Genomic DNA, 22519 nt, shown 5'->3' with positions numbered 1-22519 from the left:
GTTATCCACTTCTTTCTGTACGTCTTTTCATTAATATAATGGCAAACGCAGGTGCACCAATTATCGCGGTAATCACACCGATTGGAAGCTCAGTAGGTGCTATGATTGTCCTTGAAACCAGGTCGGCAATAATAAGGAAACCGGCTCCCATTAGTATGGAGAGCGGCAATAAGTGCTTATGATCCGGTCCCCATAACAGCCGGGTCAGGTGAGGGATGACAAGGCCAACAAATCCTATTGTCCCTGAAACCGCCACGGCTGCACCTGTTAAGATGGAGCCTGCTATAAGAATTATCATCTTTCTTTTCTGAACATCTACTCCAATATGCTGGGCCTTTTCTTCACCGAAGGACATGGCATTAAGCTCTTTGCTGTTGGCTAATAGAAGTATGGCACCGATTATAAAGAATGGAATGATAATTTTAATATATGCCCATCCCCTCATGGATACACTGCCAAGAAGCCATCCGATTATTTGCCTTAGCTCCTCACCTGTCAGTGCAATCATAAGGGATATAAGAGCGCCAAGAAAGGAACTAAAAATAATGCCTGTTAAAATGATCGTTTCCACTTTCATGGATCTTTCAATATTTCTGGCAAATAGTAAAACGGCAAAGATAGTTAAAAATGAAAAAAGAATACTGAATAAAGGCAGGGTAAACATTCCCGCCAACGGAATGGACAATCCTAAAAACAATGTTAAAACTGCACCGAGTGAGGCTCCCGAAGACACCCCTATAGTATAGGGATCTGCCAGAGGATTTCTTAATAAACCTTGAAAGGCGGCTCCCGCAATTGCAAGAGACGCCCCCACCAAACCGGCCAGCAATACGCGCGGCAGCCGAATATTCATAATAATATTTGAATGCATAGTATCTATGTTGCCTAATGAAATAAATGGAAATATCTCAGCCCCTATTACTTTAATAATCGTCATGGGGTGAACAGAAACAGTTCCAATAGAAATCCCCATCAGCATGGCTGAAAGCAAAAATCCTGATGCTATGATATAAGCTAAGATTTTATTATTTAAATACGTCCGGATATACTGCTTTTGCAAGTTCTTCGACTCCTTCAACAATACGCGGGCCAGTGCGGGTCACCATATCGGAATCCACCTCGACAACTTGCTTATCTTTCACCGCGTTAATATCCTGCCAGCCATCCCGGCTCATTATATTCCCAACAGGATCCTCAGTGTAATAGCCATGAGTTGTGATGATCACATCCGGATTTCTTTCAATAATCGCCTCCGGATCCATTTTTGGCCATCCTTCTTCGGTTATGATATTTTTTGCATTTATCGCACTTAGCATTTCATCCATAAATGTATTTGTACCCGCAGTATAGATTTCAGGAGCAGGTGAAACTTCAACAAATACAGATTTTCGATCCTCATCCTTAATACCTTGAGCTTTTGTTTTAATTTCATCGAGCTTGCTCTTCATGTCCGCGACAAGCTTTTCCGCTTTTTCTTTTTCTCCGGCTGCCGTTCCAACCATTTCAATGGATTCAAAGACTTGATCAAAGCTCTTCGCATCATTTACAACAAGCACTGTCATGCCTGCATCCCTTAATTGCTGAAGGCCTGCCTCCGAATTATGTGCGCTGGATGCGTGCGCCAGAACAAGATCGGGGTTTAAAGAGATAATTTTCTCCACATTAAATTCCATGCCGCCAATCTTTTCTTTCTCGGCCGCTTCTGCAGGGTAATTATCAAAATCGGAAACTCCTACAACTTCTTCTCCAAGCCCTAATCCAAAAGCAATTTCTGTGTTGCTCGGAATCATGGAAACGATTCTTTCAGGCTTTGATTCAATAACAACCTCATTATCCAGTGCATCCTTTATCGTTACAGGGAATTTGGATTCCTCCCCGCTGGCATTCTGCCCATCCTCAGCCTGCTGCTCTTCTTTTGACTGCTCAGCACTATCCCCACAGCCTGCCAGCACTCCAGCAGCCAGCAGCATAGCTAATAATAATGAATAAAACTTTTTCATCCTCACCAATCCTCCTAGGTCCTTCGACAAAATTCATATGCACCAAAAAAGCGTTAGCACCCTGGTCCCCCTCACCACGAGAGTACAGGCGCTTAAGCTGGACAACCGGTACCCAAAAATAAAAAAACATCTCCTCTGCTGCAAGGAGATGTTTGTGTGGTCAAAATTCTCAGGTATGTATAAAAGAATAAATGGCCGGACCAAACACCTCCCTATCCTCGTAGGTTTAAGGGTGCTTAAGAATCAGGCAGGTCTCCTGGCTCATGGTCATTGCTGTTCTGCTCCTTCCCATACAAATATACAGTGGATCAGCAGACAGCTCCCATTTACAGTGGCGGGACCGCGCTGGATTTTCACCAGCTTCCCTATTAAGTCTTCAAATAAGAAAAGCGCAAAGCGCCTTGCCCACCCCCGACAAGCACAAGACGAGCCTACCGAAAAAGCGTTCTTTGCCTTTTTGGGAGGATTAGCTTGTGACCTCGAGGGGGGTAGGCGCTGGAGCTGGACAGTTATCGAAGTTCAAAGTAATACTTTCTTAACTTTAAACAAATAGCCCCATCGGCCCTTATCCTATTTAAGAAGACACCTGTTCGTGCATATAAAATTTTCTATTTCCGATTATACACCATCCAGCCAAAAATGTAAGTGGAATTTGCTGAATGCTGTAAAAAGTTCAGAATACTAACGGGAGTAAATCTTCCATTCCCTTGTCTTCTTATCGAATACAATCTTAGCTTCACAAGGCTCTTTCACGATAGACTCATATTCGTCATACATATCATCCATGTTGGCAAAATCACCAATCACCCAAATCGGAATTTCAATCCGGGCCCTGTTTTGGTCGATATCCTTTATGGACAGAACGGCCCCTTCCTTCATTAAAGGTTTTAGTGATAAGAGAACATCTCTTGTGATCGGCGGGTACGTCTTCTTCTTTTTAAGGCCGAGGAGTGTTTTTTCGACTTTCATCTGCCCCATTTTACCCGGAATTACTTCCCCCAGCATCCTGTAAAAATCATTCAGATCCCGGTAATATGTACGGTTAAACCAGCCGTCTTCATGGGCAAGGTACACATACCGATTGCTCAAATAGTTGTAAAAAGGCGGCTTCAAGTGCTCTTTCACATGGCCAAGATAAAGAAGTTCAGCAATTGTCTGTCCCGGAAGCTCATTTACAGCTTCTTCTTCCTCAAAATCAACCCAGCAAAAATCGCCATAGCTGTATACATCTTCTGCTACTAGCCTTCCAAGCTTGTCTCTGGACACATATTCGAACATTGTATGCATGTTGTAATCGCCATGTTCAAACATGTGTTTCAGCAGCAGCAAGTTATTGATAGAATCTGCAAGGGTCTGTACAAACTCCGCAAACTCAATCCCATATGTCAGCACATACTGATCCTGTTCATTAAGATGGACGTAGATGAGATCACGAATAGCATGATTCCTTTTTTCAATGGCGAAACCTCCGAAACGTTAACCAAATTTATATTCAAAAAGACAGCTTCTGATTGTGAAACTGTCTGCTTGTCCCTGACTGTAATTTCTACTCTTATTGTAGCAAAAATATGAAAAGATTTCTTTCCTGTTTATAAAAATATTATTAAAACTCCCTTTTTCTAAATAGCTTTAACACAGGTTAATTTATGAAATGCTGGAAACTTTCTTACACTTTATTTCGTCTAAACAAATAGGACTGCATCGAAACAGCCATTGTAAGGGGTATTTTTCTTTGTTAGGATAAAAATGTAAAATGGTAAAGAAACCAGGTGTGTATGAATGGACCAAATGAAAAAATCTTCTGACCGCTTTGATTGGACATTATGTTTTTTATTGCTGCTTTTCTTCCTCATTAGCTGCATCGCTATTTACAGCGGACAATCCTCCGACCAATATGCCGGCAATTTTGTTATAAAACAAATCGTTAACTATGCAGTTGGGATTATAATTATTGCTGCTGTTATGTATTTTGATAGTGAACAAATCAGGAGGCTTACATGGCTTTTATATGGCTTCGGAATCCTTTTATTAGTTGGATTGTTTATTGCGCCTGAAAGCATTGCACCAGAACGCAAAGGGGCAACTCTCTGGTATGTGGTCCCAGGGCTGGGTTCCATTCAGCCCTCCGAGTTTGTGAAAGTTTTTTTGATCATTGCTTTAAGCAAAATTATTTCTGATCATCATCAAAAATATATAAGCAAGACACTTGGCACTGATTTGTTTCTTCTTATTAAGCTTGGGGCAGCAACTTCACTTCCATTAGGATTAATTATTATTGAGGACCTTGGAACAGCACTCGTCATTGTTGCTATTTTAACTGGAATTATTCTTGTGTCGGGGATATCCTGGAAAATCCTTGTGCCTATATACGGTTTTCTGGGGTCCTTCGCCGGTAGCATTCTGTATCTTGTTATACAGGCACCTGAGATTTTGGAGAAATATCTTGGCGTGGACCCCTACCAATTCAGCAGAATATATTCTTGGCTTGACCCAGTCAATCATAAGCAAGGAGCAGGAATGCAGCTCTATAACTCAATGCTTGCAATTGGATCAGGATTAATCTCGGGAAAGGGTTTTAGCGACAGGCAAGTCTATGTGCCAGATGCCCATACTGATTTTATTTTTAGTGTAATTGGAGAAGAGTATGGCTTCTTCGGGGCAAGCATTGTGATCAGCTTGTTCTTTCTTCTTATCTATCATTTGACTAAAACAGCCCTGGAAACAACCGATCCTTTCAATACGTATATTTGTGTGGGCATTATCAGCATGATAACCTTCCACGTTTTTCAAAACATCGGAATGACCATTCAGGTTCTCCCGATTACCGGCATACCGCTGCCTTTCATCAGCTATGGGGGCAGTTCATTAATGGGAAACATGCTGGCAATGGGACTGATTTTCAGCATGCGCTATCACCATAGAACCTATATGTTCTCCACAGATTCAAATTATGTTGCAAAATAATTCCAACAGAGTATAATAGCATTAATTATACAAAGCTTCCATGATGAAGAGAGTAGCAAAAGACCATTCCTAAAGCGAGACAGGGACGGTGCAAGCCTGTTGGAAATCCTTTTGTGAAGCGCACTTCGGAGATGCAAAGCTGAAATACCAGTAGGCTTTGCCGGGAATAGGAACCCGTTAACAATCCCTTAAGGAATTATATTCAAAAAGATGCAGGAACCCCTGGGCTTTTTGGATTTCCTTTAAAGTGGTCCTTTGGACAATCAGAGTGGTACCGCGGGTAATGCAAGCTCGTCTCTTTTATGGAGACGGGCTTTTTTTATTTTCAGGGAGGTGTAATCATGTTGAACTTTAAAGAAATTTTTACAGCTCAGCTGTCATCTGTTTTAGATGGGCATATGTCAGCTGTTGCCATCGCTGACTTAATGGAGGTTCCTAAAAATCGAGAACACGGGGATTTAGCTTTTCCTTGCTTTAGACTAGCCAAAGCATTCAGAAAATCCCCCGCAGCTATTGCCAATGAAATTGCCGGCCGAATAAATGATCCGCTCATTGAAAAAGCAGAAGCCGCCGGCCCTTATATTAATGTCTTCTTTTCAAAAGCGGATGCCAGCAAGGCAATAATGAGAAGAATTCTTACAGAAGAGGAGTATGGAAAGCTTTCAATTGGAACTGGGAAAACAGTGGTTCTCGACTTTTCGTCGCCAAACATTGCAAAACCTTTTTCCATGGGGCACCTTCGTTCGACTGTGATAGGAAACGCACTCGGCAATTTGGCTGAAAAGTGCGGCTTCAAAACGGTTAGAATCAATCACTTAGGTGACTGGGGCACCCAGTTTGGCAAATTAATCACGGCTTACAGGAAATGGGGAGAGCCTGATAAAGTAAAAGAAAATCCAATTAATGAGCTGCTCAGCCTATATATTCGATTTCATGAGGAAGCAGAAAAAAATCCTGGTTTAGAGGATGAGGCACGAGCCTGGTTCAAAGAGCTGGAAAATGGAAATGAAGAAGCTGCTGGCCTATGGGGCTGGTTTAGAGAAGAGTCTTTGAAAGAATTCCAGCGGATTTATGACATGCTTGGAATCCATTTTGATAATTTTAATGGTGAGGCTTTTTATAACGACAAGATGGAAGCTGTCATTAATGAGCTTGGCGCCAAAAACTTGCTGGTTTTGTCAGATGGAGCTGAAGTTGTTCCATTGACTGATGAAGATCTCCCTCCCTGCCTGATTAAAAAATCGGATGGCGCAACCCTTTACGCCACCCGCGATTTAGCTGCTGCTTTTTTCAGAAAGGAGCATTATCAATTCGATCAGTCCCTATATATTGTTGGTCAAGAGCAAAGCATCCATTTCCGCCAGGTTAAAGGGGTTCTTAAAAAGCTTGGCTGTGAATGGGCTGACCTGATGACTCACGTTCCTTTCGGTCTTTATATGAAGGAAGGCAAAAAGATGTCCACCCGAAAAGGCAGGGTGATTCTTCTTGAGGAGGTTTTAGATGAAGCAATCCTTCTCGCTAAAAAGAATATTGAAGATAAAAATCCCGGTTTGGAAAATAGGGACGAAATTGCAAGGGCAGTAGGCATTGGAGCCATCCTCTTTCATGACCTAAAAAATGACCGCATGAATAATATTGAGTTTTCACTTGAAGACATGCTGACATTTGAAGGAGAAACCGGCCCTTATCTGCAGTACACCAATGCACGTGCCTATTCCCTCCTCCGCAAGGCTGACATCGGCCCTTCAGTTGAGAAGGGACTTTCAGATCCATATAGCTGGGAGATTGTAAAAATGCTCAATATATACTCAGACAAGCTAAAACAGGCATACCAGCTGCTTTCCCCTTCTGTCCTGGCTAAATATCTACTTGATCTCGCACAAGCTTTTAACAGGTATTATGGCCAGGTCCGAATTCTTGAGAAAGATGCAAGCACTGCAGAAAGACTGGCACTAGTCAGAGCTGTCACAATTGTTCTCTCGGATGGCATGAATACACTGGGAATGAGCGTGCCTGAACAAATGTAATAAAAACTGCCACAATCGCCTTCAGCAAAAAAAGCTCGTTCCTGTGAAGTCTATCAAGGGAGATTTGCTTGATGCCTCCCCCCGACAGACAGGTGCTGGAGCTAGACAGTTAATAGAGCAAAACAAAAAAGAGAGGCCATCACGGTCTCTCCTTTTTTGCATTATAACGGGAATTTGCCAATTTCATTTTAACCATGCTTCTTATTAAAAAGCCGCCTACAAAAATAGCCATTAAGACAAGGCCCGCATAATCCAGGTTCACTAGTTTAAGGATCACGCTTGCCACTGTCGCCATATAAAGAGCGCCAAGCATATACGTAATCTCTTCGTTTTCAAAATAGGAAGTAAGCTTGGCCCCAAATTGCGAGCCGGCCAGTCCGCCTGCTACAAGAGAAAGGCCAATCCAATAATCAATGGAAACCGTGGAAGCATACGAGAGAAAACCTGCAGAAACGATTAATAGAACGGCAAATAAGCTGGTGCCCACCGCTTTTTTAGGCATTAATCCCAAAAAGGCAACCGATAAAGGCACCATAATAAAGCCGCCGCCAACCCCCAGCGTGGTCGATACAAATCCGGCAAAAAACCCGATTAAAACCATCTTAACAATTGAAGGTGACTGTTCATCTGCACGATCTGCACCAGATTTAGCTTTATTTCCCCTTTTCAGCATATTAAGTGCAAAGTAAGACAGAAGGATGATATAAAACATAGGGACTGCCCAATCATCCCAGCCTTTTTCCTCTAAAAACAAAACAAATGGATGTGCAGCCTGCGTTGCTGCCATTCCGCTTAGGCCAAGGATAAGACCTTGCTTCAGTAAAATATTCTTCATCTTGATATGAGCGGAAATGCCGGAAATGGAGGTTCCGATTGAAAATAGCAAACTCGTCGTAATCGCTTCAATAGGGGAGAATCCAAACAGCATCAGCATAGGGGTTAAGATAAATCCCCCTCCTACCCCAAAGAAGCCCGAGAGCACACTGATAAGTGCTCCAAGAGTAATAAAGAATAAATATTCCATGTGGAATCCTCACTTGTTTATGTACATTTTATCGATACTATATCACTTTACCATACTTAGCAGAGTTTATAAGTATAGACATTGATATTTATAAAAACCAGGCGGAAAAGAAAATTTCAATCCACCCCCTTCCCTGTCCATTCCGGCATGACGGGCTGGCCTGAAAAATGGTATACTTCACATATGTGATTATGAAAGCTATAAAGGAGATTATAATAAATGTCTGAAATGATTCATGCAATTGAAGAATGGCTAATAGAGTACGGAGTATTTGGCTTGTTTTTTGTCTCTTTTGCCGATTCTTCATTCTTTCCGATTCCTCCTGATGTACTGCTGATTCCAATGGGGATTTCCAACCCTGACAGTGTGCTTTGGTATGCTTTAATTACCACGGTCGCTTCCGTACTCGGTGCCATACTTGGATGGTTTATCGGAAAAAAGCTTGGCCGGCCTGTATTAAGGTTCATTATCTCTGAAGAAAGAATCCAAAAGGTTGAAAACTATTTTACGAAGTATGGTCCGATGGCGATTTTAATTTCTGCATTTACACCGATTCCTTATAAAGTCTTTACGATTTTTGCCGGAATATCTAATATCCGTCTGAGGGTTTTAGTCATTTGGTCCATCATCGGCCGGGGAGCACGCTTCTTTTTGGAAGCTGCCATCATTATGGTGCTTGGCGCTCAGGCCAAAACCTTTATCGAAGAAAATTTCAGCCTTCTAACATTGGTTGGCGGACTAATCATTCTTGTGGCTTATGGCATTTATCTCATTATGAAAAAGAGAAATAAAACTGCATAACTCTAACTAGGTTTAGGACTAACCTGATTCCGCTCGAAAGAAGAATAAATCCAAAACAGGAGTACAAATTGTTTAATTTGTACTCCTGTTTTTTTTAAGCATACTCTTAACAATTAAATAAAAATAGGAATCCGCCATTTATTCAAATATATGTTCTGTCAATAAAGGAAAAGAGTAAGATCAATGTTTCTTTATTAGGTTATGAAGGACATTTCCGGAGGCTTCTGCCAGGAATTTGGCCTTCATCAGGGTTCCTCTAGCTTTTTGCTTTCCCTTGCTACTCGTCCTTCACATTTTTTAATTTGTTAATTACTATCTGTTTCTCTCCCCATGCCTGAATACTAAACCATCAGTTTAACTCCGGGATTTTTTGTTCATTATTCCCCCTATATAAAACATAAAAAACTTATTTATAATTATTATAAATAAGTATTGATTTTAATTTGATATTTGTTATAATAAAATTACAAGCTAATCAAAGGGGGATTTTCAAATGGAAAAATTATATTCAGCTTTAAATGTACAAATCGCAAACTGGAGTGTTCTTTATACTAAATTGCACCGTTATCACTGGTTTGTAAAAGGGCCTTTCTTCTTTACCCTTCATGAAAAATTCGAGGAGTTATACAATGAAGCAGCAGAAGTTGTGGATGAAGCAGCGGAACGCCTGCTTGCGATTGGCGGTACTCCTGTAGCAAGCTTTAAGGAATTTTTAAGTGCAGCTACCCTGGAAGAGAATAATGGCGAAAGCAAAGCTGAAGATATGGTTGCGACTCTGGCTGCAGATTATAAACACCTAAAAGAGCAATTAATTTCTTTAGCCCAGCTTGCTGAAGATCACGATGATCAAGTGACAGCAGACTTTGCAATCGGGCTTATGGAAAAACTCGATACTCATATTTGGATGCTGAACGCCTACTTAGGAGAATAAACTTTCATAGAACAAGAGCCAGTGAGAAGAATCACTGGCTCTTTTTTTGTCTGAAGCGGATTATTTATCCGGTAAATATTTTCCCATGCAGCCGCTCTGAGATGTTATGATGAACCTGATTCATTCATACAACTATAGTAAGGAGTTTCCATAATGGCACATTTAAAGTATTCTCTATTTATTTTTTTAGGCGCATGCAGTTATGGCATCCTGGCATCCATTGTCAAGCTAGGGCTGCAGGCAGGCCATACTGTGCACGAACTGACAGGAAGCCAATATTTATTTGGGCTCCTTTTGTTATTGCTTTCCTTCCCATTTATTAAAAAAACAAAAATCACCCTTAAACAAACAGCAGCTTTGTTAATTACCGGAGCTTCACTGAGTTTAACGGGTATTCTTTACGGCATGAGCCTTGATCGGAATCCGGCTTCCATTGCGGTTGTTCTGTTATTCCAATTCACATGGATTGGCATTCTTATAGAAGCATTGTATGAAAAAAAGAGACCAAGCAATGCAAAAATCATTTCTGCGATTTTGCTGATTATAGGTACTGTGTTTGCAAGCAACCTACTTGCCTCTAGTGCCCATTCCATTAAAGCGGACGGATTAATTTATGGTCTTCTCTCAGCTGTTACCTTTGCATCGTTTATTTTCGCAAGCGGCAAAGCCGGAAAAGGAATCCCCGGCATACAGCGAAGCATCTTTATTACTCTTGGCGGCCTGCTGTTGGTTGCTGCTGTTTCCGGCCCCCTATTAATAAGCGGAGAGATACAGCTGCAAGGTTTATGGAAATTCGGGCTGCTGACTGCTTTATTCGGAGCGATTTTCCCAATAATATTCTTTGCAATCGGTTCCCCCCACATAGATTCAGGGCTTGCCACGATCATCGGATCAGCTGAACTGCCAGCTGCTGTTGCTGCTGCCATGCTTCTGCTCGGAGAAAGAATCACAGAAGCACAAACCTTTGGGATTATTCTAATCCTGATAGGCATAAGCATCCCGCAGTTGTCTTTTAAAAAAGTTTCAAAGAATCGTTTTAGCACGTAAGGAGGGGAACCCCTCCTTCTTCTTGAATACATAAAGCTATGAGGAGGGATTTTTTTGATAGATACTGTTTTTAATAGCGTTATTGTTTCTGAGGAAGAGCTCCGTTCCCTGCTGGGGACTCCCAGCAGGACAGTAGCCAATAAAGTTATCCATAAGCTGGATCACCACTGCCGGGATTTTATCAGCAAATCCCCAATAGTGTTTCTTTCAACGGCTGACAGCTCCGGCAGCTGCGACACATCCCCGCGCGGCGATGCCCCTGGTTTTGTACATATTTTGGATGAAAAGACTTTTATTATCCCTGAACGCCCGGGCAATAAAAGATTGGATTCACTGCTCAACATTCTTTCAAACCCTTATATTGGCCTGTTATTTGTTATTCCCGGCCTGGAGGAAACACTAAGAATAAACGGCCGTGCAAAAATTATTAGAGACACGGAGATTTTAGAGAAAATGGCTGCCCAAGGAAAGAATCCAATTCTGGGCATAGCTGTTGAAGTGGAAGAATGCTATATTCACTGCGCAAAAGCGTTTAAGCGATCTAAACTTTGGGATCATAGCGGATGGCTGGCAAAGAAAGATTTGCCTAAACCTTCAAAAATCATTGCCGACCATGTGAACCTGCCTGATATAGACAGTGACAAGATAGAAGCAGCCCTTCAGGAAAGCTATGAGAAAAGGTTGTATTAGTAGTTCTGGAATCAAATTTAGGTTTTGCGGAAAAAAAATAATTCGCGGTTATATTTTGTTTTTCGCGGATATATTCAATTTTTCAAGCATATTTGAATTGAGCAGGGCTTTGGACTTGTCCAAAGCCTTTTTTTCATATGAATTAATCTGTCTCTCTGTTTACTCCAATAAGGATTGGGTATATGAAAATCAACCAATCTTTAAGGAGTGAATGATATTGGATAATAACAGGTATTGGGGCGGATTTGACTACCTTTTGGCGAAGTTGCCTGACTTATTAATGGCACTTTTCGTTTTATTAATAGGATGGGTCGTCGCAAAAGCTATCGAAAAGGCTGTTTTAAAAGGACTTCGCAAGACCAGCCTCGATGACAAAGTATTTCCTGCTAAAGCAAACAGAAAGTATTCATCCGAAAAAATAATCAGCAAGGTTATTTATTATCTTTTACTAGTGTTCGTATTTATCTTGTTCTTTAATATTCTGGATCTGAATATTATCGCAACTCCACTAGTCGGCATGTTCTCTTCCATTATGGCTGCAGTGCCGAGCATTTTGAAAGCAGCTCTTATTTTATTATTTGCGTGGCTAATTGCTTCCGGCCTTAGTTTTTTAATTAAAAAAGGCGGAAAAACGCTTAAGATTCACGAGAAATTAGATAAGTGGAATTTAACGGATAACAAGCAGCAGCCAGCCAATTTAATTGATAAGGCTGCAAAAGTTGTTTTTTATCTTACCTTGTTAATTTTCCTCCCAGCTGTATTGGGGGCTTTGAACCTAAATGGAATTGCCGGGCCGTTTACTGGAATGCTTGAAAGCATGCTGGCATTTTTACCTAAACTCCTTGCAGCTGCGCTTATCTTATTAGTTGGATGGTTTATTGCAAACATTATTCGTGATATCGTAACGAATTTTCTTCAGGCAATTGGCACGGAGAAACTGACAAAAAAGCTTGGCATAGCGCGTTTATTTGAAGGAACAAGCCTTGCTTCAGTAATTGGTACAGTTGTATTTGTCCTGATCTTAATTCCGACGGTCATCGCTGCACTAGAAAGATTGGATATAGAAGGCATTTCCGGTCCAGCTATTGCGATGCTGAATGACGTCCTAACAATGCTGCCGAATATCGCCGCAGCCATTTTCTTTGTACTGATTGGCGTATGGACCGGTAAATGGGTTCGCAAGTTTGTTTCCAATCTATTAGAGCGAATCGGATTTGATTCTTATTTCTCAGGAATGGGATTGAATAAGTCTGCTGCTACAGGGTCAGGCGTAAGCTTCTCCCGAGTTATCGGCTATATAGCAGAAGTTCTTATTGTCCTGCTGTTTGTGGTGCAGGCTCTTAATATCCTCGGCCTTGACTTCTTAGTAACACTAGCAACTGGTGTTATTGCCTACCTGCCTCATGTTATTGCGGCTCTTGTTATTCTGGGTGTAGGGCTATGGCTCGGGACACTTGTGAAAAAGCTGTTAAGCACTGTGCTTCAAGGACCGCATTATAAATTTTTGGCAACCGTTGCCCAAGTATCTATAGTTGCCATCTCAATCTTTATGGCTCTTGACCAGCTTGGCCTTGCTGCTTCCATTGTCAATGCTGCATTTATATTGACACTTGGGGCACTCGCACTTGCTTTTGGACTATCATTTGGGCTTGGCGGAAAAGATTTTGCGGCCAAGTATCTTCAGAAGCTAGACCGTAAAATTGAAGAAACAACCATTAATAAGGATGCAGATACAACGAGGGTGATGAAAGAAGCAATGCCTGAAAAGAAACAGGGCAAGACTTCATCTGCCCCTGCTAAAGCAGATAAACCGATAAATCCATCGAGCCCGGATCCTACTAGAAATCCGGCAAATGATCCATTAAATCCACGCAATAACCGCATGGATGAAAACAATGGACCAATGAAATAGAAAAGCATAAGCACGTCCTTTTGAGCGTGCTTTTTTTGGCTCTTTTTCTTCACAAAATCGGAATAACAAAGTAAGATACTAATATCAATAAAGACAATAGGAAAGGTCGGAAATTTAATGGCAACTGCACCACTTTCTATCCCCCGTCCCCTGGTCCGAACCAATCAATGGTCTATTGTATTAAGTGTTTTAGCCGCATGGCTTACCGGTGAAGCATGGATTCTGGCGATTCCCCTGCTTTCAGGCGTGATGGGATTATTTTTTGGTTTCAATCCTGTTATGCATATAGCAAAGATGTTCTTAAGGAAGGAACCTTCTGAATATATCCACGAAGATTGGGAGCAGCAGCAATTTAATCAGATTATTGCAGTTGTATGCCTGGTACTTGGATTAAGCAGTTTCCTGCTTGGCTGGACATTTGTAGGATACGTGTTTACAGTAATGGTTTCACTATCTGCTTTTATTGCCATTCTTGGATTCTGCATAGGATGTTATCTGCGATTTCAGCTGAATCAATATAAATACAGAAGATCCTTGGACAGATCTTAAGGCAGCCATATTGGCTGCCTTTCCCCTATCCTTAAAAGGGAGTAAAAACTCTTGGTATAAAGAACTTGTAAATAAAAAAGGAGCATGAATCGAAAGAAATTCATGCTCCTTTCCTATATAACACTTAATCTATCCTTTTTCCGTCTTTATTCCAACCCTTTTTCAATTTCCTTCACCATTTCAGCTACAGAAACTAATCCGCCGCCAGAAAGGTACCAGTAATCAGGATTTAAGTAAACAATATTGTCATTTTCATAAGCTTTTGTCTTTTTCACTAATTCATTTTCAATGACTTGTTTTGCAGAAGATTCACCCTCTACTGCCGCTCCTCTATCAATAACAAATAGATAATCAGGATTTTTTTCTACAATATATTCAGGGGAAACACTTTGCCCGTGAGTGGAAACTTCAATTTTTTCATCTGCCGGCTTAACGCCAAACACATCATGTATAATCCCAAAGCGGGACGCAGGTCCATACGCGCTAAGGTTTCCTTCATTCGCCAGAACGATTAAGCCATTGCTTTCACTGGCAGTTGCTTTCTCATTTAATGCATCAATTGATTCTTTAATGCTGGCAAGCTCTTTTTCTGCTTCTTCTTCTTTACCGAAAATCTCACCTAGAGTCTTTGTGTTTTCTTCAAAAGATTCCATGTATTTAGATGTATCTACACCCATAAAAATAGTTGGAGCAATTTCGCTTAATTCTTCATATGCTTCTTGCTGACGCCCTGAAATAATAATTAGTTCAGGTTCAATTTCACTGATTTTCTCAAAATCCGGTTCTTTTAAGCTTCCAACATTTTCGTACTTGCTGTCTTCAAACTTTGATAGATATTCAGGAATATTTGCCTGTGGAACTCCTGTTACTTCTACACCAAGCTTATCTAATGTATCAAGCACACCGAAGTCAAAAACAACAACTTTTTCCGGATTCACTTTTACCGGTGTTTCACCCAATTGGTGCTTAATGGTTACTTCCTTTGTTTCTTCCGTTTTGCTGTCTTCATTTGAGCCGTTTGCTTCTTTTGCTGTGTCTGTACCGCAAGCTGCAGTCACAATAGCCAATACAGCCATTAATAAAAACAATGATAATTTTCTTACCATGTTCATTCACCTCATAGATAAAGATTATTATTTCAAAAATTGCCCGCTCATCTTGGCCTTTTGTCGGGGAGGGCCCTTCCCCTGCCCTTGAATCACGTTCAATTTTGCGAAACCATTAGCTGAATACCATACAAAACTTTTGGCAATTAAACTCTTGAATTTCAATGTTCATGTCATATACTTCCTTTAGCACCGGAGAAGAGATGATTTCATCTGTCGTACCGGCCTTAACAACCTTTCCATCCTTCAAAGCGACAATATAATCGGAGTAGGTTGAAGCAAAGTTAATATCATGAATGACAATAATCACGGTTTTTCCCATTTCCCGAGTCAGCCTGCGGAGCACCTTCATAATCTGCACGGAATGCTTCATATCTAAATTATTTAGAGGCTCATCCAGAAGGATATAATCGGTATTTTGAGCAATAACCATGGCGATATAAGCCCGCTGCTTCTGGCCGCCGCTCAATTGGTCCAAATATTTATTTTCAATATCTTTTAACTCCATATATTCAATTGCTTCATCAACATACTTCCAATCTTCATCGGTTAAACGGCCTTGTGAATAAGGGAAGCGCCCAAATGAAACAAGCTCCCTGATTGTCAGCCGGATACTGATATTATTGGATTGTTTGAGAATGGAAATTTGTTTGGCGAGATCCTTGCTTTTGCATTCATCAAGCCTTTTTCCTTCTATAAAAACTTCTCCCTCATCTGCTGCAATAAGTCGGCTAATCATTGAGAGCAATGTACTTTTCCCGGCACCATTCGGTCCGATAAAAGAGGTAATTTTCCCTTTCGGGATTTTAACCGAAACATTCTCGACTACATATTTGCTTCCATATTGTTTTGAAACATTCACTACATCTACCATGACTTATTCTCCTTTAATAGAAGATAGATAAAATACATCCCACCGGCAAAGTTAATGATGACACTCAGCGTTGTAGAGAAAGTAAATACCCTTTCCACGATCAGCTGGCCGCCTACAAGTGCAATGATGCTAATCAGGATGGAGCTGAGAATTAAGTATTTATGCTGGTACGTTTTCATGAATTCATGGGCAACATTCGCTACCAGCAGGCCAAGGAACGTGATGGGCCCTACTAAAGCAGTCGCAATCGATACGAGTATCGCAACGATAATCAGAAGCCTTTTTACTACATAATCGTAATCAACACCGAGGTTGACAGCCTGCTCCCTTCCAAGAGACAGGACATCAAGGTATTTTGCAAAACGATAAAAATAGATTCCCGTTAAGACAATAAGAACCATTGCTATCATAAGCAGGTCTGTATTCACATTGTTAAAGCTGGCAAACATTCTATCTTGCACAATCATAAACTCATTTGGATCAATCAGAACTTCCATGAATGAAGAAATGCTTTGGAAAAAGGTTCCGAATATGATCCCTACAAGCAGCAGAAAGTAGATATTCTGGCCGCCCTCTTTTTTAAACAGGAGGCGATACAGAAGTCCTGCGAAAAGAACCATCAAACTTACTGAAATAAGAAAATTTACGTTTTTATTCATAACCGTCTCATTCATCGAGCCAAGCACGAAGATGAGAAAGGTTTGTATCAGCATATATAGGGAATCAAGGCCAATAATGCTTGGCGTTAAGATTCGGTTATTTGTAATCGTTTGAAAAATCATCGTTGAGAAAGCGATCACGCCGCCTGTGAGAACAATGGCGAGCACTTTCTTTCCTCTTTTAGGAAGCGCATAGTCCCAGTTGCTCCCCAAGTCTATAAATAAGAAACCTAAAATCAATAGGACCGAAATGCCAGCAAGAATGCCGATTTTTGCTTGTTTACTCATATGCCTTTCTCCTCATGATCAAATAAAGAAAAATTCCGCTGCCAATTACACCTACAGTCACACCGATTGGAATCTCATATGGGTAAATGACAACGCGGCCAAAGATGTCACAAATAAGGACGAAAATGGCACCCATTAGAGCTGTATGGGAAAGGCTTTTTTTCAAGTGATCTCCTTGGTAGATCGTTACGATATTGGGAATAATCAAGCCAAGAAACGGAATCATCCCAACAGTTAAAACGACCACTGTTGTGACAAGGGCGACAATGATTAAGCCTATGTTCACAACTTGCTTATGATTAAGCCCCAGGTTAACTGAAAATTCTTCTCCCATTCCTGCAATAGTGAATTTATTGGCATATAGATAGGCGACAAGCACAATCGGAATGCTTATATACAGAAGTTCATATCTCCCCTGTATCATCATGGAAAAATTCCCTTGCAGCCATGAAGACATATTTTGAACTAAATCCTCTTTCAAGGCGAAGAAAGTCGTAATGCTCCCAATAATATTTCCAAACATCAGTCCGACAAGCGGGATGAAAATAGCATCCTTGAACTTAATCCGGTCCAGAATCTTCATGAAAATAAATGTTCCCAGCAAGGCAAATACAAATGCAACCAGCATTTTTACAAAAGGGCTTGCAGAAGTAAACAGCATAAGGGAAACAAGAATCCCGAGCCGGGCTGAATCAAGCGTTCCTGCAGTAGTCGGGGATACAAATTTGTTCCTGGAGAGCTGCTGCATGATCAAGCCTGCAATACTCATGCTCATACCGGCAATAATAATACTGATGAGCCGAGGAAACCTGCTTGCCATTAAAATATGTAGCTGGTCCTCACTCCAATTAAGCAAATCAAGGGGATTTAGATTCTTAACCCCAATGAATAATGAGATGAGGGATAAAAGAATGAGTATGATAACTAGGTATCTTTTTTTCATGGCAGTTCCTAACACTTTCCTAAAATTGAAGTTTACATATTATGACACTAATAATCATTCTCACTATTAATCAAAAAAAATAATTGATAACGGTTATCATTATCATTTATAATAATTATTTTAGGCTCCGTTTCGTACTGTGTCAACGATTTGGTGAGAAGGATTATCATTATCAAATAAAAAAATAATGATGTTTCTTGTTTAGACAAGTTTTTAGCGGGAATCTCTCATTTGAGATTTTCCCTTACCTGATCAAGGACTCGAAGGCAGATCTCAAGCTCCTCCCGACTGATTGTGCCTGATGCATCATCAATCGTCTTTAGTGCGAGAGCGTTAAGATCATTTTTCATTTCTCTGGCCTTGTCTGTCAGGTAAATAAGATTAATTCTCTTATCTGCCTTATTAGCAAGCCGTGAAACCAAACCTCTTTTAATCATATTATCAACCAGCCTTGATACGCTTGGCTGATCTCGCTCATTTTTCACAGCGAGCTGATTCTGGGTTTGCCCGTCTTTTTCATAAAGGCGGCTTAAAATTTGCCACTGCTCATATGTCACATCAAAACCATTATCCCTGAAATTCTTGTTCAGGCGGTTGGACATCAGCCTTGAAGCATGGAAAAGCTTATAGCCAAGAGAATCATCCAAAAGATACTTATCCTTTGCCATTATGCTCTCCTCTTCTCTTCAGAAGCTTACATATTCAGTTTAAATTAAAAAACTTGTTGATGCAAGTATATTTCTAATTGTTCATAAAAATGACTAAACTGTTAAATGCCTCTCCTCTGAAGAATGAAAGAATCGTCCGCAATAGAACGATCCTTTAGTCTTCCATCATATAACGGCAGATCCGTCTTCCAATTGAGGATAAAACTTCTCTCCCCGCCTCCTGATCCTTAAGCTGATCAGCAAGCACTGCAGCAATTGCCATTCTTCCTTTGCGCGTAAAAATCGCACAATCATGTTCGACTCCAGGAAGTTCCCCTGTCTTGCTGGCTACTTGCACATTCTCCAAATCTATATAGTTCGCGAGCTTATTTTTAAACTGCTGGGCATCCAATATCCTCAAAGCCAAATCTGTATGCTCCCCGGATAAAAGTGAATGCTCGGCCAAAGACTTTAAACAATTCGCCATATCTCTGGCAGTCGTTTTATTATCGAAACCTTTTTTTAAAGCTTCAAAGTCCATCATTTTCCGGTTGAGCTCCGTGCTGTTCAGTTTACAGCCTTTTATCCACCCGTTGATGTTCTCTTTTCCTATTAAATCGATTACTAGATTGGCAGCTGTATTATCGGACACAACAATCATAAGTGTCATTAAGTCTATTGCACTCAGCTTCAAACCTTTTGACATTGTCTGCAATACCCCTGATCCTCCAACCCTGGCATGATCCGCAACTTCGAGTTCTTCTGTCAGCTGAAGCAGCCCTTTCTCGGCTTGTGAAAGCCCAGCCAATAAAATCGGAACCTTGATTAAGCTGGCAGATGAAAATATTTCATCAGAATTCTTTTGAATAATCCCCTCTTCTGTTTCGATATATAAGGAAATGCGTCCTTTACAGCTGCAGGCCAATTCAAGAACTTCTGCTTCTAGATCATGAAAATTCATCTTATTTAGCTGCGGCTACTTGCGGCCGATTAGGATCTCCTGTGACTTTTTCATTATATAAATGGCATGCTGCATAATGGTCTTTTTCAATTTCCTGCCATTCAGGCTTCAAGGTAGAGCACGCATCCATAGCATATGGGCATCGCGTCCTGAATACACAGCCGCTTGGGGGATTCATTGGGCTTGGGAGCTCTCCTTCAAGGATAATTCTTTCCCGCCCGTCTTCGACATCAGGATCAGGAATCGGAATCGCAGACAGCAATGCCTGGGTATAAGGATGAAGGGGATTCTTATATAGACGATCACTTGTTGTTAGTTCAACTAAATGCCCTAAATACATAACGCCGATACGGTCGCTGATATGTTTGACCATGGATAAATCATGAGCAATAAACAAATAGGTCAGACCTTTCTTTTTCTGAAGGCCCTTTAGCAGGTTTACAACCTGTGCCTGCACGGACACATCCAGCGCAGAAATGGGCTCATCCGCAATAATGAATTCAGGATCCAGCGCCAATGCCCTGGCAATTCCAATCCTTTGTCTTTGCCCGCCGCTGAATTCATGGGGATAGCGGTTGGCATGATCGCGATTAAGGCCTACATCCTCCAATAACTGATAAATTCTCTCCAATCGCTCTTTTTTATTTGGATAAAGCCCGTGAACCTCCATAGGCTCTGAGATAATCTCTTGTACGGTAGACCTTGGATTTAAGGAAGCATATGGATCCTGGAAGATCATTTGCATTTTTCGGTGAAAAGCGAATCTTTCCTTTTCAGTCATTTTATGAACATTTTTGCCATCATAGATGACTTCACCCTCTGTACGATCATACAAGCCAATAATTGTTCGGCCGGCAGTTGATTTTCCGCATCCTGATTCTCCTACAATACCAAATGTTTCTCCTTTTTTGATATGAAAAGTAATATCATCTACGGCTTTCAGCGTTTGCCCTTTGCCCATCGAAAAATGCTTTTTTAATTGATTAACCTTTAACAGTGCTTCTTTTGTCATCTTTATTCCCCCGTCTCTTGCCAGTAGCGCCGTGCTGCACATAATTCCTTTTCATAGATCGTATCTTTAAGATCGATAATTTCGATTGCCTTTCCTGTCTTTGGAGAGTGAAGCAGCTTCCCATCACCATAATAGATTCCTACATGGTGAAGCTTGCCTCTTCCTTCCTCATATGCAAAAAATAATAAATCACCTGGTTCAAGGGCATCAAGCTCTACGGGATTTCCTGATTCCGCCTGATCATGGGCATCCCGCGGAATGATATAGCCATTGGCCCTGAACATAGAATAGCTGAACCCTGAACAGTCATAGCCATAGCTGCTCATGCCGCCCCATAAATAAGGTAATCCTAAAAACTGGCTGCCGGATGCAACAATGTCCTTTCCGTTTCCTTTCGGAATACCGTTCATAGATTCATATACACTTACATCTTCAGCCTTTAGAAATCCTTCTGCAGAAGGGGTCTGTACTTGAACCCACTCTGCATTCTCCTTCAAAACTGGCAGGACTGTCTGATAGCTTAATACCAGTTCAGGATCTTTGCTGTTAGTATAGAGCTCCGCTTTTTTCTTCTGTACGACAGCAACCTTGCCGCTATTAACATTCCAATTTCTTTTTTGTACAAGCTGGGCTTTAGGAATCCATCCAGGATATCCCCTTTCGTCCTTTGAAGAGGATTGGCTTGGTACAATTACATGTGCCCAGTTTCCTTTCTCCTCTAACACAGTAACTTCTTCTCCATACAGAACCTGAGATTGCACCAGGTTTCCATTACAAAGCTCCAAGCGGGGCTCATATGTCAGCTTTTCCAGCCAGGAATCCAGATCGACTGAATGGCTCACTGCCTCCCGGTCAATCTCCCTTGAGGAATCGCTTGCTGTCCATAATGTTGCCACCGGCACTGAAATAAGCCATTTTTGCTGTGTTGACAAAACGAACTCCTCCTTAATAAATGGCACTGTCCTTTTATTTTGATTAAGAGGTCAGCTCCTGTTTATTTTCCGTTAAAGAAACATTCCTGATCCCAAGGCCCGGCTCAGATGGAAGTGTGATTTTCCGGCCTGTATACCGAATGCCGCCATCTACAACTTCTTTTGCCATCATCAATGGCGCATCAAAATCAAAACGGGTTATATTCTTTTTGCTGGCTGCAAAATGTGCAGCAGCCGTAATTCCGATCCGGGTTTCGATCATACTGCCAACCATGCACTCGATTCCGCATACCTCAGCAAGCTGATTAATGATCTGGGCCTGGTAAATGCCCCCTGCTTTCATAAGCTTTATATTAATTAAATCTGCACTTCTCGTTTTGATGACCTCAAACGCTTGCTTAGGCGTAAAGACACTTTCATCAGCCATGATTGGCGTATCAACCGCATCCGTAACCTGTTTAAGACCCTCAATATCCCATGCCTTCACAGGCTGTTCGACAAGCTCAATATTTAAATCCAATGATTCCATTTTGCGAATGGCATAGACGGCTTCTTTTGCTTTCCATCCCTGGTTGGCATCCAGCCGGATCTTGATTTTGGAGCCGACCCGACTCCTGATTTCCCTGATTCGCTCAATATCGGTTAAAATATCATCCTTGCCAACCTTCACCTTAAGCACATCAAACCCTTGCTGGACATAGGCTACTGCATCCTCTCCCATTTCTTCAGGACCATTTACGCTTACTGTATAATCCGTTTCCACTTCATTTTTATGACCTCCCAGGAATTGGTAAAGAGGCAGTCCACACTGCCGGGAAAGGCAATCGTATAATGCCATATCAACCGCAGCCTTGGCGCTTGTATTGTTCACCAAAGCTGATTGAATCCCCTGAAAGATTTCCTCATAGTTTAGAAGGCTTTTATTTATTATAAAAGGCTTTAAGACGTGATGGATGGCCGATTCAATGCTTAAGAGGCTATCACCTGTTATGACAACAGTCGGCGGTGCTTCTCCCCAGCCAATAATCCCGTTATCACATGTTACTTTAACAACAATTGTTTCTGCTGTCTCAACAGTTCTCAAGGCTGTTTTAAATGGTTTTTTAAGTGGTACCGCAACTCTGTATGTTTCAATTTTGTTTATTTTCATCT

21 protein-coding genes, 1 riboswitch and 1 other annotated feature are annotated in these 22519 nt (G+C 41.2%); of the genes, 8 read left to right on the top strand and 13 right to left on the bottom strand.

Annotated elements, in window-relative coordinates; genetic code table 11:
* Nucleotide 1: 1 nt before the first annotated feature.
* From L634_RS0100210 to L634_RS0100195, 3 genes are all read right to left on the bottom strand, one after another.
* Nucleotides 2-1060, bottom strand: a complete 1059-nt coding sequence (locus L634_RS0100210; RefSeq protein ID WP_026580705.1) for a FecCD family ABC transporter permease — start codon at nucleotides 1058-1060, stop codon at nucleotides 2-4.
* Complete coding sequence (locus L634_RS0100205) at nucleotides 1026-2000, bottom strand: ABC transporter substrate-binding protein (protein ID WP_026580704.1); 975 nt, start codon at nucleotides 1998-2000, stop codon at nucleotides 1026-1028. Before L634_RS0100205 ends, L634_RS0100210 begins: the two co-directional genes overlap by 35 nt.
* A 229-nt stretch (nucleotides 2001-2229) precedes the next feature.
* Nucleotides 2230-2419: riboswitch (cobalamin riboswitch) on the bottom strand.
* A 262-nt stretch (nucleotides 2420-2681) separates the two neighbouring features.
* Nucleotides 2682-3458, bottom strand: coding sequence for a hypothetical protein (locus L634_RS0100195; protein ID WP_026580702.1), 777 nt, complete (start codon nucleotides 3456-3458; stop codon nucleotides 2682-2684).
* Between the two features lie 321 nt (nucleotides 3459-3779).
* Here L634_RS0100195 and L634_RS0100190 point away from each other — a divergent pair, with 321 nt between their 5' ends.
* Nucleotides 3780-4964 carry an FtsW/RodA/SpoVE family cell cycle protein gene (locus L634_RS0100190; protein WP_026580701.1) on the top strand — a complete coding sequence of 395 codons (1185 nt, stop codon included), beginning with the start codon at nucleotides 3780-3782 and terminating at the stop codon, nucleotides 4962-4964.
* A 31-nt stretch (nucleotides 4965-4995) separates the two neighbouring features.
* Nucleotides 4996-5266, top strand: a binding site (T-box leader).
* A 42-nt stretch (nucleotides 5267-5308) separates the two neighbouring features.
* On the top strand, nucleotides 5309-6991 hold the full coding sequence (argS, locus tag L634_RS0100185) for an arginine--tRNA ligase (RefSeq protein ID WP_026580700.1): 1683 nt from the start codon (nucleotides 5309-5311) through the stop codon (nucleotides 6989-6991).
* A 139-nt stretch (nucleotides 6992-7130) separates the two neighbouring features.
* Here the strand turns inward: argS and L634_RS0100180 are convergent, their stop codons facing one another.
* A complete protein-coding gene (locus L634_RS0100180) occupies nucleotides 7131-8015 on the bottom strand; it encodes a sulfite exporter TauE/SafE family protein (RefSeq protein WP_026580699.1) in 885 nt (294 codons plus the stop codon).
* Nucleotides 8016-8234: 219 nt separating this feature from the next.
* On the opposite strand from L634_RS0100180, the gene L634_RS0100175 reads away from it, so the two are divergent.
* The 6 genes from L634_RS0100175 to L634_RS0100150 all read left to right on the top strand — a co-directional run bounded on the left by L634_RS0100175 (nucleotide 8235) and on the right by L634_RS0100150 (nucleotide 13945).
* Nucleotides 8235-8816: a YqaA family protein gene (locus tag L634_RS0100175; protein ID WP_026580698.1), complete on the top strand. Its 582-nt coding sequence runs from the start codon at nucleotides 8235-8237 to the stop codon at nucleotides 8814-8816.
* Between the two features lie 493 nt (nucleotides 8817-9309).
* Entirely contained in the window at nucleotides 9310-9747 is a 438-nt protein-coding gene (locus tag L634_RS0100170; RefSeq protein WP_026580697.1) for a Dps family protein, read from the top strand.
* A gap of 153 nt (nucleotides 9748-9900) precedes the next feature.
* Nucleotides 9901-10794 carry an EamA family transporter gene (locus L634_RS0100165; protein WP_026580696.1) on the top strand — a complete coding sequence of 298 codons (894 nt, stop codon included), beginning with the start codon at nucleotides 9901-9903 and terminating at the stop codon, nucleotides 10792-10794.
* 48 nt (nucleotides 10795-10842) lie between these two features.
* Nucleotides 10843-11484, top strand: coding sequence for a pyridoxamine 5'-phosphate oxidase family protein (locus L634_RS0100160; protein ID WP_026580695.1), 642 nt, complete (start codon nucleotides 10843-10845; stop codon nucleotides 11482-11484).
* 217 nt (nucleotides 11485-11701) lie between these two features.
* Nucleotides 11702-13396: a mechanosensitive ion channel gene (locus tag L634_RS30300; protein WP_051428127.1), complete on the top strand. Its 1695-nt coding sequence runs from the start codon at nucleotides 11702-11704 to the stop codon at nucleotides 13394-13396.
* A gap of 117 nt (nucleotides 13397-13513) precedes the next feature.
* Nucleotides 13514-13945 carry a DUF4395 domain-containing protein gene (locus tag L634_RS0100150; RefSeq protein ID WP_026580694.1) on the top strand — a complete coding sequence of 144 codons (432 nt, stop codon included), beginning with the start codon at nucleotides 13514-13516 and terminating at the stop codon, nucleotides 13943-13945.
* A 146-nt stretch (nucleotides 13946-14091) separates the two neighbouring features.
* On the opposite strand, the gene L634_RS0100145 is transcribed toward L634_RS0100150, so the two are convergent.
* The 9 genes from L634_RS0100145 to L634_RS0100105 all read right to left on the bottom strand — a co-directional run bounded on the left by L634_RS0100145 (nucleotide 14092) and on the right by L634_RS0100105 (nucleotide 22517).
* The gene (locus L634_RS0100145; RefSeq protein WP_026580693.1) at nucleotides 14092-15051 is read right to left on the bottom strand and encodes a siderophore ABC transporter substrate-binding protein; all 960 of its coding nucleotides are present in this window, start codon (nucleotides 15049-15051) and stop codon (nucleotides 14092-14094) included.
* Nucleotides 15052-15166: 115 nt separating this feature from the next.
* Nucleotides 15167-15925: an iron ABC transporter ATP-binding protein gene (locus L634_RS0100140; protein WP_026580692.1), complete on the bottom strand. Its 759-nt coding sequence runs from the start codon at nucleotides 15923-15925 to the stop codon at nucleotides 15167-15169.
* A complete protein-coding gene (locus tag L634_RS0100135) occupies nucleotides 15919-16872 on the bottom strand; it encodes an iron chelate uptake ABC transporter family permease subunit (protein ID WP_026580691.1) in 954 nt (317 codons plus the stop codon). The genes L634_RS0100140 and L634_RS0100135 overlap by 7 nt, the downstream gene beginning before the upstream one ends.
* Nucleotides 16865-17815 (bottom strand): ABC transporter permease, encoded by a 951-nt coding sequence (locus L634_RS0100130; RefSeq protein ID WP_026580690.1) that lies wholly within the window; start codon nucleotides 17813-17815, stop codon nucleotides 16865-16867. The genes L634_RS0100135 and L634_RS0100130 overlap by 8 nt, the downstream gene beginning before the upstream one ends.
* Nucleotides 17816-18042: 227 nt before the next feature.
* Nucleotides 18043-18483, bottom strand: a complete 441-nt coding sequence (locus L634_RS0100125) for a MarR family winged helix-turn-helix transcriptional regulator (protein WP_026580689.1) — start codon at nucleotides 18481-18483, stop codon at nucleotides 18043-18045.
* A gap of 154 nt (nucleotides 18484-18637) precedes the next feature.
* Nucleotides 18638-19423, bottom strand: coding sequence for a serine hydrolase (locus L634_RS0100120; RefSeq protein ID WP_026580688.1), 786 nt, complete (start codon nucleotides 19421-19423; stop codon nucleotides 18638-18640).
* A 1-nt stretch (nucleotide 19424) separates the two neighbouring features.
* Entirely contained in the window at nucleotides 19425-20435 is a 1011-nt protein-coding gene (locus tag L634_RS0100115) for an ABC transporter ATP-binding protein (protein ID WP_026580687.1), read from the bottom strand.
* Between the two features lie 2 nt (nucleotides 20436-20437).
* Nucleotides 20438-21367, bottom strand: coding sequence for a C40 family peptidase (locus L634_RS0100110; protein WP_026580686.1), 930 nt, complete (start codon nucleotides 21365-21367; stop codon nucleotides 20438-20440).
* Nucleotides 21368-21410: 43 nt separating this feature from the next.
* Nucleotides 21411-22517 (bottom strand): mandelate racemase/muconate lactonizing enzyme family protein, encoded by a 1107-nt coding sequence (locus tag L634_RS0100105; protein ID WP_026580685.1) that lies wholly within the window; start codon nucleotides 22515-22517, stop codon nucleotides 21411-21413.
* Nucleotides 22518-22519: the final 2 nt, after the last annotated feature.

Source organism: Bacillus sp. J33, assembly GCF_000518885.1.
Taxonomy (GTDB): domain Bacteria; phylum Bacillota; class Bacilli; order Bacillales; family Cytobacillaceae; genus Cytobacillus.
Note: the sequence above shows the minus strand (reverse complement) of the source record. Positions and strands in the feature narration are given on the sequence as shown.

Excerpts from the sequence above, each read along its gene's own strand:
- L634_RS0100205 (WP_026580704.1), bottom strand. The coding sequence starts at position 2,000 with ATGAAAAAGTTTTATTCATTATTATTAGCTATGCTGCTGGCTGCTGGA.
- L634_RS0100190 (WP_026580701.1), top strand. The coding sequence starts at position 3,780 with ATGGACCAAATGAAAAAATCTTCTGACCGCTTTGATTGGACATTATGT.
- L634_RS0100180 (WP_026580699.1), bottom strand. The coding sequence starts at position 8,015 with ATGGAATATTTATTCTTTATTACTCTTGGAGCACTTATCAGTGTGCTC.
- L634_RS0100175 (WP_026580698.1), top strand. The coding sequence starts at position 8,235 with ATGTCTGAAATGATTCATGCAATTGAAGAATGGCTAATAGAGTACGGA.
- L634_RS0100170 (WP_026580697.1), top strand. The coding sequence starts at position 9,310 with ATGGAAAAATTATATTCAGCTTTAAATGTACAAATCGCAAACTGGAGT.
- L634_RS0100165 (WP_026580696.1), top strand. The coding sequence starts at position 9,901 with ATGGCACATTTAAAGTATTCTCTATTTATTTTTTTAGGCGCATGCAGT.
- L634_RS0100150 (WP_026580694.1), top strand. The coding sequence starts at position 13,514 with ATGGCAACTGCACCACTTTCTATCCCCCGTCCCCTGGTCCGAACCAAT.
- L634_RS0100145 (WP_026580693.1), bottom strand. The coding sequence starts at position 15,051 with ATGGTAAGAAAATTATCATTGTTTTTATTAATGGCTGTATTGGCTATT.
- L634_RS0100140 (WP_026580692.1), bottom strand. The coding sequence starts at position 15,925 with ATGGTAGATGTAGTGAATGTTTCAAAACAATATGGAAGCAAATATGTA.
- L634_RS0100135 (WP_026580691.1), bottom strand. The coding sequence starts at position 16,872 with ATGAGTAAACAAGCAAAAATCGGCATTCTTGCTGGCATTTCGGTCCTA.
- L634_RS0100130 (WP_026580690.1), bottom strand. The coding sequence starts at position 17,815 with ATGAAAAAAAGATACCTAGTTATCATACTCATTCTTTTATCCCTCATC.
- L634_RS0100125 (WP_026580689.1), bottom strand. The coding sequence starts at position 18,483 with ATGGCAAAGGATAAGTATCTTTTGGATGATTCTCTTGGCTATAAGCTT.
- L634_RS0100120 (WP_026580688.1), bottom strand. The coding sequence starts at position 19,423 with ATGAATTTTCATGATCTAGAAGCAGAAGTTCTTGAATTGGCCTGCAGC.
- L634_RS0100115 (WP_026580687.1), bottom strand. The coding sequence starts at position 20,435 with ATGACAAAAGAAGCACTGTTAAAGGTTAATCAATTAAAAAAGCATTTT.
- L634_RS0100105 (WP_026580685.1), bottom strand. The coding sequence starts at position 22,517 with ATGAAAATAAACAAAATTGAAACATACAGAGTTGCGGTACCACTTAAA.